Source organism: Serratia sp. M24T3 (genome assembly GCF_000257645.1).
Lineage (GTDB): Bacteria > Pseudomonadota > Gammaproteobacteria > Enterobacterales > Enterobacteriaceae > Rouxiella.
Genome location: NZ_AJHJ01000004.1, coordinates 83,493 through 101,008, shown reverse-complemented (window position 1 = coordinate 101,008; position 17,516 = coordinate 83,493). Strand labels below are relative to the sequence as shown.

The window sequence follows — 17,516 nt, the reverse complement described above, 5'->3', positions numbered from 1 at the left end:
GCCGCATCTCTTATGGATGCGTGTGTAGGGGACCGCCAGGCGTTAGCCCAACGGGCAGGCAATGCAGGTAAGACGTTTGCTGACTTGACGTTATTGACTCACGAACAGGCTGCTGGTGCTGGCGAAACAGATGTTGTTGAAACAGATATCGTTAAAAATATTGTTAGAGAAAAAAGGATTGATGCCCGTTACATCAGGCTTTAACTTTTTCCTCGTCCCAGGTTTTAATCACTTCACTGGCAACGCGAAACGCCGCCAGTGCCAGAGGCGCGCCGCAGTAGACCCCAGCCTGCATCAGCACTGAACGGATCTCTTCTTTGCTCACCCCATTGTTAAGTGCTCCTTTAACGTGGACCGCAAGCTCGTGGTGCTGACTCATCGCCGTCAGCATGGCGATATTCAGCATGCTGCGAGTTTTGAAACTCAGCGTTGGGTCGCCCCAGATATCGCCCCAGCAGTATTCGGTGACCAGTTTTTGCATTGGGCGATTGAAGTCATCGGCGTTGGACCAGGACTTTTCTACGTGTCCCGCGCCCAGTACCTCTTTACGATTGGCAAAACCTTTCTCAAAGCTCGAATTGTTTTCCATAATATTTTCCTTTTAGCCACACTGGCATGATTGACATGTATGATTGTATGACAATGAATTGTGGCAAATTTTTTTGCCACAGTGCTAATCGTCAGACAATCCAAAACCAACCATGGATTTGATTTCCAGATATTCCCGTAATCCGGCCTCGCCCCATTCACGCCCATTGCCCGAGCGTTTATAACCGCCGAACGGTGCCTGAAAGTCGGCCGGTGGATAGTTCAGATGCACGTTACCGGCGCGCAGTTGGCGAGCCACGGATCTTGCTCTTTCTTGCGATGCAGACTGCACGTAGGCCGCCAGACCGTAATCGGTGCCGTTGGCGATGGCGATAGCCTGCTCTTCTGTGTCGTAGGGCATTATCGACAGCACCGGGCCAAAAATTTCCTCCTGGGCGATGGTCATTTCAGGCGTTACCGCGCTGAAAACTGTCGGTTTGACGTAATAACCCTGACTGAATCCGTCGGGCAGCCCCACGCCGCCAACCACCAGCTCTGCACCTTCATCGATACCTTGCTGAATCAGCTTCTGCACGCGGGCGAACTGATTGCGATTAACCAACGGGCCGAGCTGAGTATTTGCATCTTCCGTTGGACCGAGGCGATAGGTCAGCGCCGCTTTACGGGCAATCTCGGCGGCATCCTGTAGCAGCGGGCGCGGCACCAGCAGGCGAGTTGGAATGGAACAGGACTGGCCAGAATTGGTGAAACAGGCCGCTACCGCGCGGGTCACCGCATCTTGCAGATTCACATCGTCGAGCAGGATATTGGCCGATTTACCGCCCAATTCTTGCGCTACGCGCTTAACGGTTTCGGCAGCAGTTTTTGCCACCTCGATACCAGCACGAGTCGAACCGGTAAACGACACCATGTCGATATCCGGATGCGCAGCAATTGCCGCACCGACGCGGGGTCCGTCGCCGTTGACCAGGTTAAACACTCCCGGCGGCACTCCGGCTTCCTCCAGCACCTCGGTAAACAGCAGCGCGGTCAGCGGCGAATATTCGCTTGGTTTCAGGACCATGGTGCAACCGGCCGCCAGCGCAGGGGCGATTTTCACTACAATCTGATTCACCGGCCAGTTCCACGGGGTAATCAACCCACAGACACCCACCGGCTCAAGACGCAGGCGCGTGGTGCCCTGCTGGTGTTCAAATTCGAAAGTTTTCAGCACTTCAATCAGAGCATTAAGATGTGCCGGACCGCGCGATGCCTGTCCCTGACGGGAAAAAGTAATCGGTGAGCCCATTTCGAGGCGCATAGTTTCCGCAAACTCTTCATAACGGCGCTGATAAATTTCCACAATGCGCTGCAATAACGCCAGACGTTCAGCCGAGGTCGTCGCAGAAAACGCCGGTAACGCGCGGCGAGCAGCAGCGACAGCGCGGTCAACGTCGGCGGCATCGCCCATTGCAAGACGGGCAAAACTGCGCTCGGTGGAAGGGTCAATCAGTTCAAACCACGACGGCGTGACGGGATCAACCCATTGGCCATCGATATAGAATTGGGCAGCGTGAGTCATAACAAACTCCGTGGCTTGCAGAGGATAAATTAAGGGCGTTTTGGCCCCGCCATAATCTCGGGAGCAACTATTCTGGCTTGTCGGAAAATTTTTCATCCGCCAAAAATCGATACATTTCAGTGTGATCGGTGGTTGGCGTAGCTTGCTGAGAGACGTGATCCCAAATATCTGTGCAGGCGACACCCAGCTTCATTGGATAACCCACCGCCGTTGACAGCGCGCGGGCAATCTTCAGGTCTTTGTTCATCAATTGCAGCGCAAAGCCCGACCCGAAAGAGCCGCTCAACATAAACGGTTTTACCTTGTTTTCGGAAGTATTGCTGCGCCCGGTTGAGGCATTGAGCACGTCGGTCATTACCGCAGGCTCAATCCCAAACCGCTGGGCTATGTGCAGCGCCTCGACGGTGGCGATAAGACCGGCCGCCGAAACATAATTATTCAGCGCCTTGGCCGCGTGACCCGCACCAGCAGCGCCGATGTGTAAAATGCTTTTACCCATCGCCTGCAACAGCGGCTGGCAAACTTCCAGCACCGCGGCATCGCCGCCGACCAGAATCGACAACTCACCGGTAACCGCTTTTTTCACGCCACCAGACACCGGCGCATCAAGATAAAGCAGGCCCTGAGCCTCCAGCGTTTTGCCGAGCTGCCGCGAGCGTTCCGGCTCGGAGGAGCTCATGTCGATCACCACTGACTGTTTCGCCAGCCGTGATGCCCAGCCTTTCGCCGGGTCGAGCAGCACGCTTTCAACAATATTGGAATTCGGCAACATGGTGATCAGCGCGTCCAGTTTTCCCGCATTGCTCTCATCAAGCGGCGTCGCGGAGAGTTCCTCGCACAGCGTTTTTACCCGCTGGGTATCGACGTCTGTGATAAACAGCGTGAAGCCCGCCGAGGCCAGGCATTTCACCATCGGCGTTCCCATCATTCCCAAACCGATAAAGCCTATCTTTTTGAGCGAATTCATTTCAGGGCCCTTATTTAACAACGAATGGTTGACTAGCTCATTGTGTTAAACGGACTGTAGAACTGCGGACTAACGCAGTGCCGAGTAATCCGTCGGAGCTAAAAAGTGGTTTTCTATTCTTTCTACAATAGGCTGCTGTGCTTCAGTCGCGCTGCGTTTGGCCTGCCAGTCGGCATCGGCCTGAAACGCGTTCCATTTTTCTTCACGTTCGGCCAGACTTTCCCATTGCAGCATGTAGGTCAGCGCGTGATTGCTTGGCCCAACTACCGTGGTCCAGAAGCCGATTTGCTTGATGCCGTATTTGTCGAAAAATGCCAGCGTGATATTTCTAAAACGTTCCTGTAATGCCGGTAAACGGCCTGCGGCACAGTGGTAAACACGCATTTCTACAATCATTTTATTGCTCCTTTAAGGGGGTTATCGCTCAGGTACAAGGTCTACCCGCGCAATCCATTGCTCTGTTTCAGCGTCGAATGCGGGATAGCGTTGCAGCACCAGCGGATCGTGACCGGGGATAATATGGTCGTCGGAATCGGCCAGACGCCGCAGCGTCACGAAACCTTCGAGCATGTCACCGATATTATAAACAATAGGGTAAGCCTGCTGGCGCTGCATATTGGCGTAATAATGCGAAGCGTCAGAGGCCAATACTACCCAGCCACGTTCGGTTTGAACCCGCACTACCTGTAAGCCATCTGAGTGACCGCCAACGCGATGTAACGTTATCCCCGGTGCCAGCTCGGAATCGCCGTCATGAAACTGCACGCGGCCGGCAAAAACATTGCCCACCATCGATTTCACGTCTTCCACCTCGAACGCGTGCCTGATGCCCTGGTGGCACATGCAGCGACCGGTACAAAATGCCATTTCACTGTCCTGCAGGTGAAAGCGCGCTTTCGGAAACAGGTCGTGATTTCCGGCGTGGTCGTAATGCATATGAGTGATGATGACTTCTTTAACCTCTGCGGCGATGATCCCCACCCGCTCCAACCCCTGCTCTACGCTATGTATGATGGTACGCCCGCGCTGGCTGGCCATTTCGGCGTCGAATCCCATGTCGACCACATAAGTCGCGGCGGTGCCAACGATAGCCCAGACGTAGTAATCCAGCGGCATCGGCACGTCGTGAGGATCGCCGCCAATAAAGTTTTCACTCGACATGCGATCATGGTGCGCATACTTGATGGCGTAGATGCGATATTTCTCGTTTTCTGACGACATGGCGGTTCACCCTGTTTAAATAACGTCCTTCCATCATACAATCAGTCAATATGATAAAAAGGTGATAGCACTCACACAATAATACAAAGTACACAATTGGATAAATTGAAGGCAGTGCTTACTCTTCTGCAGTTGACGTGCGCCGACCGTTGCCTCTATGTTGAGGGAGATGTTTTTATTAACAATTAACCTCAACGACTCTGTCTTCAAGACATGATGATGAAAGGAAATGGGTATGCGAATTCTGGTGGTGGGAGCCGGTGCAACGGGCGGTTACTTCGGTGCGCGACTTGTGCAGGCGGGTAAAGATGTGACTTTCCTGGTACGTGAAAAACGCGCCGAGGCGCTAAAAAAATCCGGTCTGAGAGTCGAGGCCAAGAACGAAAGCTTCACCATACAGCCCAAATTAGTCCTCGCCTCTGATCTTAACCAAACCTACGACGTGATTATCCTGACGGTTAAAGGCTTCTCACTCGAGGCGGTGCTGGAAGAATTTGCGCCCGCGGTTGGCGCTCAAACGCTGATAATCCCGGTGCTCAACGGCATGCGCCATCTGGAAATTATTCAGCAACGCTTCGGAAAGGAACGCGCGCTGGGTGGCCTGTGTCGCATCAACGCTACGCTGGATGAGCAAGGTCAGGTTCATCAAATGACCGCGCTTAATGAGCTTATTTATGGCGAGGTTAATGGAGAACGCAGCGAACGGGCAACTAAACTGGATGCCGAGTTGCAGGTTGCCGGAATTTCCGCACGCCTGTCCGACAATATCATCAGCGAAATGTGGGAAAAATGGCTGTTCCTGGCAAGCGTGGGCGGCATTGCCTGCCTGATGCGCGGCAATATCGGCCAGGTTGCGCGTGCTGAAGGCGGTGTGGAGTTTATCGAAGCCTTTGTGCATGAAATGGTGTCGATTGTCGTTGCCGGAGGCTATCAGGAGCGAGCAAATATCACGGCCAATATCATCAAAGAACTCTCCCAGAAAGACTCGATCCAGACGACTTCAATGTATCGTGACATGATCAAAGGGCTGCCGGTAGAAGCAGATCAGATCCTCGGCGATCTGGTTGCGATCGCGAAAAAAGCCGGGCTGACTACGCCGCTGGTGAATGCTGCGTATAGCCATATGTCGGTTTATCAGGAAAGTATCGAGAAAAAGTAAAACGCGTGTAAGGGCTTGATAGACAGGGGAACTGGAAATTCGGAAATTCTTGAGCGACCGAGTCGCAGCTCCCCTGTTTCTGCCTTGCCTCACTGTAAAAAGTGAGGCAAGGCGTTGAAAGCATTGCGGTCAGGAGGTGAGTTCTTCCTGCTCGGCTTCTTCTTTCTGGGCATGAACCACTGGCTGAACAGTGGCCGCAGGCTTGGCTACCGGTGCAGGCTGTGCAGTTTCCAGTTGCAGAATACGGCTGGTGCGGTTCATTTCTCTTTCCGCCAGCTCAACGTTTCCGTTTAGTTTCTGGCCGTAAGAAGGGATCATGGTTTTCAGCTTGCTTTGCCACTCAGGCGAAGCCACCTTATCTTTGAACACCTTCTCCATCAGCTGCAACATGATCGGCGCAGCGGTAGAAGCACCCGGTGAGGCACCCAACAGTGCGGCAATCGAGCCATCCTGCGAGGTGACAACTTCAGTACCGAGACGCAGCACGCCGCCCTGCTTGCCGTCTTTCTCGATAATCTGCACGCGCTGACCGGCAACCACTAAACGCCAGTCTTCTTTCTTCGCGTCGGGGAAGTATTCTTTCAATGCAGCCAAACGCTGCTCTTCAGTGAGCATCACCTGACCCACCAGATATTTCACTAAATCGAAGTTATCCAAACCTACGCGAACCATCGGGAAGATGTTATGCAGATTCACGGTGCCAAACAGGTCCCACAGCGAGCCATTTTTCAGGAACTTGCTGGAAAAGGTAGCGAATGGCCCGAACAGCAGCACTTTTTTGCCATCCAGCACGCGAGTATCAAGGTGCGGCACTGACATTGGCGGTGCGCCAACGGAAGCCTTGCCATACACCTTGGCCTGATGACGTTTGACAATTTCTGGATTATCGGTAACCAGGAACTCACCACCGACCGGGAAACCGCCGTACAAAGAGGCTTCTGGAATACCGGATTTCTGCAGCAATGTTAATGATGCGCCGCCGGCACCGATGAAGATAAAGCGTGTCGTCACTGAAGTTTCGCGACCGCCTTTGGTGCTGGCGAAAGTCACGGTCCAGGTCTGATCGGCATTACGTTTAATGTTTTTAACTTCCTGGCCAAGATTCAGGCTGAAGTTTGGTTTCTTGCGCAGCGATTCCACCAGCTGATGGGTGATTGCGCCAAAGTTCACGTCAGTACCGCTATCAATGCGCGTGGCAGCCACTTTCTCACCGGCTTTACGGCCTTCGAGCACCAGCGGGATCCATTTTTCGATTTGCGCGCGGTCTTCAGAGAATTCCATGCCGCTAAACAGCGTGCTGGTTTGCAGCGCCGCGTGGCGCTTACGCAGGAACTCTACGTTTTTTTCGCCCCAGACAAAACTCATGTGCGGCACGCTGGTAATAAATGAGCGCGGTTCGCCAAGCACCCCTTGCTCAACCTGATAGGACCAGAATTGGCGAGAGATCTGGAACGCTTCGTTGATATCTACCGCTTTGGAGATATCTACCGAACCGTCAGCTTTTTCCGGGGTATAGTTCATTTCAGCCAACGCTGAGTGACCGGTGCCTGCGTTATTCCATCCGTTGGAACTTTCGTCGGCCACGCTATCCAGTCGCTCGTACATGTTAATCGACCAGTCAGGCTCCAGTTCCTGGAGGTACGTGCCTAGAGTGGCGCTCATAATTCCGCCACCGATCAGGACAACATCAACGATTTTATTTTCCGCCGCTGCCGCGTGTTTAGACAGCGCCATCAGGCCTATGCCTAGAGCACTGGAAAGTCGATTTTTCATGGTTAACTTCTCACTTTTTAGCTAAAGCAGGTGAAAAACCCACGTTCCTTGTGACCAAGGCGGCTCTATCTTCCTAATACGGGGAGTATCAAAAGCGGCCTGTGTTTTCCACACTAACCTAGTGGTTATTTTTAACAAAAAATACCAATCTACGTAACTAACATAACATTATTGTCACTTACACGATAATAAATTTAATTCTTCAAATATTATGATAATGGCATAGTTATTGGAAAAAATTAACCAGCTATTCACGTAAATCCTTGCTTAAAACAGCACGAAAATTCGCAATAACTTGAATTGAAAGATTAAATAAAAATTAGGATTTGAATGATTAAATTACGATCAGCGGAAAGGATTCAGAAATTGAGGTGATTAAAAACCGCACAGAATGATTAAGCAGATGAATAGTAAACATTCGAGCCATACCGATGACTAAAAACCAGCCCCGAAGCAGGTGAAGCAACGTGGACTGGGCATTTTTTCGCACGAGCCGGTTAGCCGGGCCCATCGCTAGAGGCGGCTAACAGTGGTACCAGCAAATCACTCATTGGCGTTGGAATGTTATGGACGCGGCCGTATCGCTGCACCACGCCGTTGCGAATATCCCACTCCAGCGGTCGTCCAGCCTGACGGTCGGCGAGAATTGAAGTCCCCATGTCGGCAGGATAACTCTGGAATCCTTCAACAATCTGCTGTGGCACTTCGTCGCCAAGAATCGCTCCTGCAGCACGAGCAACCTCAAGACATTCACGCAAGTAGGCCATTGCCAGCTCGGCAATATCAGGGCGGGAGAACATTCCGGCGCGACGCCCGGTAAGTACCATCAAACCCGCAGCCGCATTCTGTAAAAGCTTTCGCCAGGCTACAGAGGTGAAATCTTGCGCGACATCGACCGTACACCGCGTATCGCGCAAAGCGGTCAGCACGATTTGGGTCGCCGGAGTTTCCGGCAAGGTCAGGCGCGGCTTGGCACGCAGCCACACCGAGGCATCGGATTCACGTTGTGCAGGGAACCAAACCACCGAAGGTAAAATCGGGCCGCCCGACAAGTAAGGCGTTAACTGCGATACCTGCTCGACGCCGTTTTGCAGTACGCAAACCACGGTTTTCTCGCTGCACAACGCAGTTAGCCATGGAGCAATCGCCGCTACCTGAGTTGTTTTGACCGCGACAAATACCAGATCAAAAGTACCGGTAATCTTGATGGGATCGTTCAGAACGGGTCCTGGGACGACCACACTGCCGCCGTCGAAGCGCAACTCCAGACGCTGGTGAGCCGTGCGGCCACAGATCACCGGAGTGCGTCCGGCCTCATGCAAAGCCGCCGCTATCGTCGTACCAATTGCCCCCGGCCCAATGAGAGCAACGGTCGGATTTTCAGTCGTCATAAATATCTCCCGCCATAATCGTCTGCTTACTTTCCAAAAAGCCGGAAAAATCCGGCCAACCCAGGGCACTCAAAAGCTTTTATAAATAAATCGCCCACTGTATCGGTAAGCCGTCAGCCGATAATGATGGTGCCAATGGCAATCACCGTGCACGCCAGCATCTTTCTGACGGTTAATTTCTCATTCAGGAAGAAATAGCCAATCACTGCCGCAAACAACACACTGGTTTCGCGCAATGCCGAGACGGCTCCCATCGGTGCGCTGGTCATGGCATAAATCACGATGCCATAGGCCAGCAGTGAGACCCATCCGCCAATAGAAGAGGCAATCAATCCATTTCTGACAGTAAATAAACTTTTAGCACCGCGCAGAGCGATATAAACCGGCGGCATAAAGACGCCCCACAAGGCGCACATCCAGACGGTGTAGGCCATGGCGTCTCCTGAAAGGCGCACGCCGATGCCGTCTGTCACGCTGTAAGCGGCAATAAAACATCCGGTTCCCAAAGCATACGGCAGGCTTGGAACGGCAAAGCGCCGCCCTTTGAAAGCCAGCGAAATAATCCCGCAAGACACCAGCGCAACGCCGAACAGCGCACTGGTTCCAATTTTTTCACCGGCAAAAATGGCCGCAGCCAAGGTGATCAACAGCGGCGAAGAACCGCGTGAAATCGGATAAGTTTGCCCCAAATCGCCAGTCTTGTAGCTTCTGACCAGAAACAGGTTGTAGCCGACATGCAGCGCGGCCGAGAGCAGTCCGTACCGCCAGCTCGCTGTGGCTGGCAGCCCGACATACAGCGCTATTGGGGCACAGACAGCCGCCACCGCGATGCACATAATTGTCATCGACCAAAGCCTGTCGGCCCCGCCGCGCAGCAGGGCATTCCAGCTGGCATGCAACAGTGCGGCAAAAAGTATTAATAAAATAATATGAAAAGGCATAGCTCATCCTAAGTAAATCGAGCTTGGGAAAACAGCGAAATCTCCTCATTGAACCATGAGTAAATGCTCATGCTTTATTGATAAGCTTGCTGAGCTTTGCCGCACTCTTTCAGCAACCAGTCACGGAAACTGATGATGTGTGGCTGCGACTCGATGCCTTTTGGGCAGACAAAATAGTAAGCAACGGGCGAAGGAAACGGCACGTCAAACAGCCGGAGCAGACTGCCAGAACTTATCTCGGCCTCGACGTGTCCGCTGCGGGCCAACGCTAGCCCCTGGCCTAACAGCGCCGCCTCTATTGTCATATTGGTATCTGCAAATCGAACACTTTCCTTAAGCGACGAAATACCCACGCCAACCTGTTGAAACCACGATTCCCATTTTGGTACCAAATCTGCGCCATCTCGCGTAAGTAGCGGATAGCGTAATAATTCGGCTGGCTCCTGCGGCGTCCCGAAGCGTTTTAAAAGTTCGGGGCTGGCGACCGGAAAAATTTGCTCTCGAAACATAAACTCCGAGAATAAGGCGGGATAATTCCCCGCGCCAAAACGGATCGCGACGTCCGATTCTGAACCGGAAAAATTAATCGCTTTATCGGTAGTTTCCAACGCGATTAATATTTCTGGATGCTGCTGGGAAAGGCTCGGCAAACGGGGAAGCAGCCATTTCAACGCAAAAGAATAAGTAGTGCTGACGTTAAGCCGCACTTTGCCCTTTTGCTCTCTCAAGTCGGCAAGCGTGGCTTCAAGATTACTGAAAAACTCACGGACGATGGGCGCCAATGCAGCCCCTGCAGGTGTCAGACTCAGTGACTTGCCGCGCTGAAAAAGCTGCAAGCCCCAGATCTCTTCGAGATTTTTTAGCTGATGGCTGACGGCGCTTTGGGTGATATGCAATTCTTCTGCTGCAGAGGTGAACGTGGCGTGACGGGTTGCAACTTCAAAGGCCCGCAAGGTAGCGGTTGGCGGCAGATCTCTCATTGTCAGGTCTCTGGATGGCATTTAAAAACTGCCGGTTATGAGTATATATTCATGATAGGCATTTTATTCTTCCCCCGAAAGACGCGGCTTTGTCAGGCGCATAAAAAAACCGGCAGTCCGCTGCAAGGCTGCCGGTTTTTCGCTACAACTTTAAAAACAGTTTATCAGGCGTGCAGCATGTCTTTCTTGATAGCGTCCACCGCACGCAATGACAGCGCCACCATGCTCAGCGTCGAGTTGACGGTACCCGCTGAAGCCATTGCCCCGCCGGAAGCGATAAACAGGTTGCGATGATCATGGGTACGCATCCAGCCATCAACCACCGAATCCTAGGGATCGTGCCCCATAATCGTCCCGCCCATAATGTGGTTGTTCGGGTTGAAGTACGGAGTGGACTCGATTTCGGTCGCGCCAAACAGTTCAGCAATCTGCTGTAAATGCTTGCGTGAACTTGGCTCGGCACGGCGCACATAGTCGCCCACATCGTAGGTTATGTGGGGGAATGGAATACCGAGGCCATCTTTTTTGGTGGTGCTAAGACGAAGGCGGTTATCCGGGTTAGCCAGAATATCGTGGTTAACATAGATATCCATGCCACAGGCGGCGCGACGGCGGATTTCTGCATCCAGTTTTTTACCGACCAAGCCCATCTGCAAGGCTTTCACACCCGCTTTGTGGTTCTGCGAGGTGTTGTTCATGCCAATCTGAATCGCAGAATGATCGCGGCGGAAATCACCATCGCGGAAGTTGGTGATTGAGCTCATCTGCACCGAGCCACCGCCGGTCCAAACAGGTTCGGCAGCCTGGAAGCTCATCAGAATTCCCGGATGGTCCATCATGTTTCGACCAACGTGACCGGAACTGTTGGCAATCCCGTCAGGATTCTGATCGTTGGCCGCCAATAGCAACAGTTTCGGCGATTCTATCCCGTTGCCCGCCAAAACAAAGGTCTTGCCGGTCACACGAGTCGAATTTTTATCTGGATCATAGAAGTTAACCGCCACGATTTCATTCGAGGAGTTGGTTTCCATGCTGTAAACCACCGCATTGGTGATCACTTTCGCGCCCAGCTGTTCAGCTTTGGTAATCGCCAGAATCCCGTTGAACATTGCCCCAATAGGACAGATTGGCATGCAGTTATTGTTACCGCAGCACTGAGGGCGTCCATCATAAGGTCGGCTGTTACGGGCCTGAGGAACCGGCGTGTTTTCGTAACCCGCCCTGGCTACAACTTCCGTAAACAGGCGGTCGGCAGGCCCATAAGGCATCGGTTCCATTGGGAACGGCTGCTTACGCGGTGCCACATACTTCAGCGTGGTGTCATTTGGGCCGTTAACACCCATCGCCACTTCGGCACGATAGTAATAATCTTCCAGCTCGTCATAGGTCACCGCCCAGTCGCGGCCTACACCATAGGTGGTGTGCAGCTGTAAATCATGTGGCAGAAAACGCCAGGTCGAGGCCGCCCAGTGCCAGGTAGTTCCGCCCACGCCGCGCACTACGCCCTGCCGATAGGCGGAGGCATCAGGGCCATCAACCTGGGGATACTCATTATAAGGATGCAACTGGGGATGAACCGCCCAAGGTGATGCTGGATAAGGCGTCGCATAGTCGGATTCAGATTTGTTGATAGGTGGCATATTACGCCAGTTTTCAACTACCTGCGCACGTTCCCAGCGTGGGCCTGCTTCCAGCACCAGCACCGACAATCCCGCTTCGGCCAATTCTTTGGCGACAAAACCACCGCAAATCCCAGCGCCGATAATGACGACGTCTGCACTTAATTCTTTAGACATGTTGAACCTCAAAATTCTGTATGCGCCTAAAAGCGCGATAAATCAGTACCTAATCCGATACGTCAGGATTAGCGGCGGCGGCGTTGACTCCATGCCAACAGCAGCACAATCAGCAGCAGCACAACTACCCCGCCAGCAATGGCAGCTGGTTTGGCAATTTTGGCGATTAGCGGCGTTGCTCCACCCTGTCGAATGGTTTTCACCTGTTCTTCGGTCACGGAAAGCTGCGGATTGCCGTACTGCTTGAACAGATAATTACTTAAGGTCGCAATCTGATTATCAGTAAGCGTCTGCACGTCGGAATACGGGCCAAATGCCGGCATCAGCACTGATTTACCGTTAACCGTGCGCTGTACGCCAAACAGAATCGCCGAAACCAGGTTGTCGGGTGAATCACCGCCCAAAGTGGTGTTGTGAACCAGAGACGGATAGAAGCCGTCAGCCGTTCCCTTACCGTCAGGCTGATGACAGCTCGAGCAAGCAGCGTCGAACAACGTTTGTCCTGAAGCATCCGCAGCAAGGAATTTCGAGATCGAATGAATGCCGCGGGTTGCCGTATCCGTGTTGGTACCGGTACCAAAATCAGACGCAGCCTTGGTTTGCGCCGGGTCGCGAACCGGCGGCAATGTGCGCAGGTAAGTGATAATGGCGTTGATATCGTCCTGATGCAGATATTGCAGGCTGTTAGTCACTGCTTCGGCCATTGGCCCTGCGGCCTGCGCCTTGCCATTGACGTGGCCAGTTTGCAGATACTGCGCCAGATCCTGATCGCTCCAGCCACCCAAACCGCTGACTGGGTCGCTGGTCAGATTCGGCGCATGCCAACTGCCCAGCATCGCGCCGCTGTAGAGGGCTTTACCCCCCTGCAATGCCATCAATGCGTTACGCGGGGTGTGGCATTCGCTACAGTGCTCGACGTTATCTACCAGATACTTACCGCGATTCCAGGTAGCATCCTGAGATTCAACTGGCGTAAATGGCTTGTTATGCAGGAACAACAGATTCCAGCCAATCATCGAGAAACGCATATTAAACGGGAAGCTCAGCGCGGTTTGCTGCGGTTTAATATCAACCGGCGCAACACTCTGCATAAAGTAGGCATACAGCGCGTGAATATCAGCATCGGTCAACCCGGCGTAAGACGGATAAGGCATGGCCGGATAAAGATGGCTGCCGTCTGCGCGGATACCGTCACGCACCGCTTGGCTGAACTGCTCTTCAGTGTAATTTCCGATACCAAATTCTTTGGATGGCGTAATGTTGGAAGAGTAAATAATGCCCATTGGCGAGTGAATAGCGTAGCCACCGGCAAAAACATTTTTAGTCGCAGGATCGGTGTGGCAGGCGGCGCAGTCAGAGGCAATCGCCAGATATTTACCACGAGAAATTAAATCAACCCCGGTTTGATTACTTGAAGGGGCGGCCAATGGCAGACTCTCTGCGGCCTGTGCTGCGCTAGCACCCATCAGCACTGACGCGGCAATCCCCACACAATAAAGAACGCGCCTCAGCGGTGTATTACGGGTAAATGAGTTTTTAATTGGCAAGGACCTGCTCTCCATTAGCTTTTCACTATTTTTATTAAAAATGCGCGCTGAATTTTGGGCGCAAAAAGCCCTGGAATTTCCCGTGGGAAAAAACCTTTCAGACGTGAAAATGACATTCGAAATTAACCGTTTTGCCCAGCAAGCCAATTCGGTGATATTTAGCTCGTAACGGTAACGAGTTGTTTATCTCTAGAAAGTCAGTAGTCGATCAACCGGCGGCGGGTTAGCAACCCAATAATCCGGACCATTGTGCGCGTAGGTCGGAATCACCATGCCATCACGAGGTATCTGATACATTAATGCCTGTTGATAACCGTAAACCGTGGCGTGATATCCAGGCTCAATTACGCCGCTGTACCAAGCTTTAATAATGGCCATCATTGGTTCATGCAGAGGCTGCTGTTTTAACTTTTCATCGAGAGTTTCTACATCAGGGATATTATTTTGCTGTACGTAAAGTGTTAGCTGTTTTACCCAATCCGCAAATTTTGTATTTTGCTGACTTAGCGCGTTGTAAAGACGCTCGCCTAATTGAACATCCAGACTATTGTGGCCGGTAAGTAATCGTGACAGGCGAATAAATCCGTTCAGATCTGCGGAATCATTATTTTCGCTGGCGGCTAAAGCAGGTACTGCAGTTAATCCGCCGGAAACTAATGCAAAAGTAGCAATTAATGAACTTGAACGTGAAATTAAATTTCTGCGTGAAAGCCCTTTTCCGCTGAGTTCAGATTTTTCTTCTGCATGGCTGTTATCTTTCATATGACTCCCTATAGCGAAACCCTGCTGCGTGGCGATGAAGTAGATATAATTATTTGAAAATACTTACGTTAATCAGCGCCCCTACTGAAGATAAAGGCTGAATTATCATAGGGGTATTTGTGACGGGAGTCACAGTATTTGCTTCTGTTTTGCGCAGGCATATGTAACAAAATTATGATTAAATGTTAATAATTACGCTTAAATGTATAAACAAATTGATAACATTAATTTCACACATAAAAACTAAGAATTAATCTTATTAATAAAACGGCGAATAGATAAAAATATTCCTAATAAAAAAATATAAAAAAATGACACACGGCAAATAACGAACCGCCTGATTCGTTATATTCGTCATTTATTAAGCCATTTCACTCAATTAAATATCAGGAAATATTATTTAGCAGCTCTAGGCCTTGCTGTTGAATATTTTTGGCAGGTGCGCGACCAATTAGCATAAAGTTGTAGCCATTTCGCCGCCAATAAACGACGTTCATTCCACGGCGAACCTCTGCGGCCTGGGCCTGATCGTTCGATTTGTCGCTGCGGGTTATGCATAACGCCAACGGACCAAATTGTTCATCTAGCCAAGAAATCTGCGCAATGTTGTATTCGTCATAGCGCAGAATACGCGCATTCTTGAGCTGAGCGCCGCTAAGCTTTAGCTGCGCAGGCGACAGACCGATGCCCACTTCACGGGCAACGCGGTCCAATTCCTGCTTTTGCTCGGCAGGGGAATCGTTAATATCGGCCAGTGTTTCGGCTGAATACAGCGACATATATTGCGCGACCAGATTACGCCACCCGTCGTCAACCGTGTTTTGCGAGGGGGATAAAGCATAGCGCTCCACGCCCATGCCAATCGCCACCAGGCCTATGGCTGCCGCCAGCAAACTGCGACGCGTAACCCCGTCGCGTGAAGAATCAGGTGCTTTTTTATCGCTCAATGCGTCGAGATTTTTTTGCAACGACGCCACCGGAGCCTGAGCCAGCAAGGGTTCAAAAGCCCCGCTAAAATCGAGCTGACTGTGGGCCAATGCTTCAAGTCTGGCAGATAGCGCCTCATCGTGTTGCAGGCGCTGCTCGAGCTTGATTCGCTGCTCGGCATCCAGCTCGTTATCCAGATAAGCCACCAACAGGGTGTCGTTAACGGGAGAAAATGAAAAATTATCGGTCATGATTCTCTCCCCGTTGAGAAAGTCGAGCAGAAGCCGGCGGATTTTTTGCCAACGTTTGTCGTGCGCTTGCCAGACGGCTCATGATGGTACCGATTGGCACGTCAAGCGTTCGCGCCGCCTCCTGATACGTGAAACCTTCCACGTAAACCAAAAAAATCGCGTTGCGCTGAGCTTCCGGCAGCTGATTGACGCGCTGCATCACCTGATTCGCCTGCCGTTGATTGTCGAACTCGTCAGGTAAAGCATCGAGGTCACCGATATCAACGAAACCTTGCCCGCGCCGAACTTGCTGAGCGCGGATTTCGTTGATCCAGATAGAGTGCAGAATAGAGAAAAACCAACGGTCAATTGACGTCGCGCCATCAACCTGATGCCCGCGTTCCAGAGCACGAACGCAGGTTGCCTGCACCAGATCGTCGGCCACGTCGCGCTTTTTTGACAACACCATTGCGTAGCGCCACAAACGCGCCAGACACAGACTCAACTCATTACGCAGGTCAGGAGTGGTAATTTCTCTTTGCCTCAGGTTATCAGGCGCGATTAATCAGGCTTCCGGATGCCCCTCGATGGCAGCATGCAAGTCCCGATATTCTTCACAGCTGGTACCGCACAGGGATTTTATCGTCGCCAGCTGGGCTTTGGCTAAATCCGGTCGCCCTTTGATTATATAGGCTTCACCCAGATATTCGCGGACCAAAGTATAGCGAGCATCCAGGGCAATTGATTTCTGATAATAACCGATGCCCTCGTCGGTGCGCCCGAGTTTTCGTGTCGCGTAGCCGCGATAATTCCACGCCTCTTTGGTATTCGGCTGTTTGAGGGTATCCAAAACCGTTAATGCCTGCTGATAGCGCCCTGTTTTTGCCAGATGATAGGCATATTGGGTTTTATCCTGATCGGTAAGCATGCTGCTTTTCTCAATCATGCAGGTTTTGGTTTTGCTGTCGTAAACCTGTCCTTTCGGGCAATCAGGGGTTTTACTGGAATCATCGCCCATCGCATGTGCCATCATTGACCAGCCAGAAAGGCCGGCAATCAGCATGAGAAGACAAAGTTTAGGGGCCGTTTTGTTGACTTTAAAACCGTGAGTCACTGTAGAGAGTTTCATGGTGCCGTCCTGTCAGTTGAAGATAACATCCGCCGTAAAACACCGTCACGCAGTACATAGTGGTGGAACAACGCGGCCAGCGCGTGAAGACCAGCCAGAATAATCAGCGCCCATGCCACATTGTTGTGCAACATGCCAAAAGTACGGCGCAGGCCGGGGTCGATACCGAAAAAGTCAGGAATGGGGAATATTGAGAAGAAATAGAAAGGTTCGCCCTGGGCCCAGCGGAATAAAAATCCGAGAGTAATTTGCGCCAGCAGCAGGCCGTAAAGTGCCCAATGGGTCAGCTTTGAAACAAGCGACATCACGCGCGGCATCGCGATTGCATCAAGTTTCGCGCGGTGAGTAACACGCCAGAGCAGCCGCCAGATAATCACTATCGCCAGCAGAATACCCACGGAAATATGGATTGATTGCAGCCCCTTGCGCAGCGGCGTTCCGCGTTCCAGCACTTCCCAGATATGGGCGCTGGCAAACAGAAAAATCACGCAACCGGCGCTTAACCAGTGCAGCAGAATGGTCAGATGATCGTAACGTTTTCGCGAAGGTGCCGCAGAGTTCGCAAGCTCGGTGTTATCCATAA

Annotated in this window: 17 protein-coding genes and 1 pseudogene; 2 read left to right on the top strand and 16 right to left on the bottom strand. The window is 51.9% G+C overall.

Translation table 11 applies throughout. The features are described 5' to 3' along the window. Positions 1-12: 12 nt before the first annotated feature. Positions 13-204, top strand: a complete 192-nt coding sequence (locus tag SPM24T3_RS05040; protein ID WP_009635629.1) for a hypothetical protein — start codon at positions 13-15, stop codon at positions 202-204. On the opposite strand, the gene SPM24T3_RS05035 is transcribed toward SPM24T3_RS05040, so the two are convergent. The 5 genes from SPM24T3_RS05035 to SPM24T3_RS05015 form a co-directional block, all read right to left on the bottom strand. Then, positions 194-589 (bottom strand): carboxymuconolactone decarboxylase family protein, encoded by a 396-nt coding sequence (locus tag SPM24T3_RS05035; RefSeq protein ID WP_009635628.1) that lies wholly within the window; start codon positions 587-589, stop codon positions 194-196. The two genes, SPM24T3_RS05040 and SPM24T3_RS05035, sit on opposite strands and share 11 nt — an antisense overlap. A gap of 84 nt (positions 590-673) precedes the next feature. Further along, the gene (locus tag SPM24T3_RS05030; protein WP_009635627.1) at positions 674-2,110 is read right to left on the bottom strand and encodes an aldehyde dehydrogenase family protein; all 1,437 of its coding nucleotides are present in this window, start codon (positions 2,108-2,110) and stop codon (positions 674-676) included. 67 nt (positions 2,111-2,177) lie between these two features. After that, on the bottom strand, positions 2,178-3,077 hold the full coding sequence (locus tag SPM24T3_RS05025) for an NAD(P)-dependent oxidoreductase (RefSeq protein WP_009635626.1): 900 nt from the start codon (positions 3,075-3,077) through the stop codon (positions 2,178-2,180). A gap of 69 nt (positions 3,078-3,146) precedes the next feature. After that, positions 3,147-3,473: an NIPSNAP family protein gene (locus SPM24T3_RS05020; RefSeq protein WP_009635625.1), complete on the bottom strand. Its 327-nt coding sequence runs from the start codon at positions 3,471-3,473 to the stop codon at positions 3,147-3,149. Between the two features lie 21 nt (positions 3,474-3,494). After that, complete coding sequence (locus SPM24T3_RS05015) at positions 3,495-4,298, bottom strand: N-acyl homoserine lactonase family protein (RefSeq protein ID WP_009635624.1); 804 nt, start codon at positions 4,296-4,298, stop codon at positions 3,495-3,497. A gap of 235 nt (positions 4,299-4,533) precedes the next feature. Between SPM24T3_RS05015 and SPM24T3_RS05010 the strand changes: the two genes are divergently transcribed. Then, positions 4,534-5,457: a ketopantoate reductase family protein gene (locus tag SPM24T3_RS05010; RefSeq protein ID WP_009635623.1), complete on the top strand. Its 924-nt coding sequence runs from the start codon at positions 4,534-4,536 to the stop codon at positions 5,455-5,457. A 129-nt stretch (positions 5,458-5,586) separates the two neighbouring features. On the opposite strand, the gene SPM24T3_RS05005 is transcribed toward SPM24T3_RS05010, so the two are convergent. From SPM24T3_RS05005 to SPM24T3_RS04955, 11 genes and pseudogenes are all read right to left on the bottom strand, one after another. After that, positions 5,587-7,230: a malate:quinone oxidoreductase gene (locus SPM24T3_RS05005; RefSeq protein ID WP_009635622.1), complete on the bottom strand. Its 1,644-nt coding sequence runs from the start codon at positions 7,228-7,230 to the stop codon at positions 5,587-5,589. Between the two features lie 497 nt (positions 7,231-7,727). Beyond that, positions 7,728-8,621 carry an oxidoreductase gene (locus tag SPM24T3_RS05000; RefSeq protein ID WP_009635621.1) on the bottom strand — a complete coding sequence of 298 codons (894 nt, stop codon included), beginning with the start codon at positions 8,619-8,621 and terminating at the stop codon, positions 7,728-7,730. A 113-nt stretch (positions 8,622-8,734) separates the two neighbouring features. Beyond that, positions 8,735-9,562: a DMT family transporter gene (locus SPM24T3_RS04995; protein WP_009635620.1), complete on the bottom strand. Its 828-nt coding sequence runs from the start codon at positions 9,560-9,562 to the stop codon at positions 8,735-8,737. Between the two features lie 74 nt (positions 9,563-9,636). Beyond that, positions 9,637-10,542: a transcriptional regulator GcvA gene (gcvA, locus tag SPM24T3_RS04990; protein ID WP_009635619.1), complete on the bottom strand. Its 906-nt coding sequence runs from the start codon at positions 10,540-10,542 to the stop codon at positions 9,637-9,639. Between the two features lie 164 nt (positions 10,543-10,706). Further along, positions 10,707-12,338, bottom strand: a pseudogene (locus SPM24T3_RS04985) (GMC family oxidoreductase). Positions 12,339-12,406: 68 nt separating this feature from the next. Further along, positions 12,407-13,804, bottom strand: a complete 1,398-nt coding sequence (locus SPM24T3_RS04980; RefSeq protein WP_050956137.1) for a cytochrome c — start codon at positions 13,802-13,804, stop codon at positions 12,407-12,409. Between the two features lie 270 nt (positions 13,805-14,074). Then, positions 14,075-14,647 (bottom strand): sorbitol dehydrogenase family protein, encoded by a 573-nt coding sequence (locus SPM24T3_RS04975; protein WP_009635615.1) that lies wholly within the window; start codon positions 14,645-14,647, stop codon positions 14,075-14,077. A gap of 386 nt (positions 14,648-15,033) precedes the next feature. Further along, positions 15,034-15,825 carry an anti-sigma factor gene (locus SPM24T3_RS04970; protein WP_009635614.1) on the bottom strand — a complete coding sequence of 264 codons (792 nt, stop codon included), beginning with the start codon at positions 15,823-15,825 and terminating at the stop codon, positions 15,034-15,036. Continuing rightward, a complete protein-coding gene (locus SPM24T3_RS04965; protein WP_009635613.1) occupies positions 15,815-16,273 on the bottom strand; it encodes an RNA polymerase sigma factor in 459 nt (152 codons plus the stop codon). Before SPM24T3_RS04965 ends, SPM24T3_RS04970 begins: the two co-directional genes overlap by 11 nt. Positions 16,274-16,369: 96 nt before the next feature. Then, the gene (locus tag SPM24T3_RS04960) at positions 16,370-16,867 is read right to left on the bottom strand and encodes a hypothetical protein (protein WP_050956136.1); all 498 of its coding nucleotides are present in this window, start codon (positions 16,865-16,867) and stop codon (positions 16,370-16,372) included. Between the two features lie 62 nt (positions 16,868-16,929). Next, entirely contained in the window at positions 16,930-17,514 is a 585-nt protein-coding gene (locus SPM24T3_RS04955) for a cytochrome b (protein ID WP_009635611.1), read from the bottom strand. Positions 17,515-17,516 lie beyond the last annotated feature (2 nt).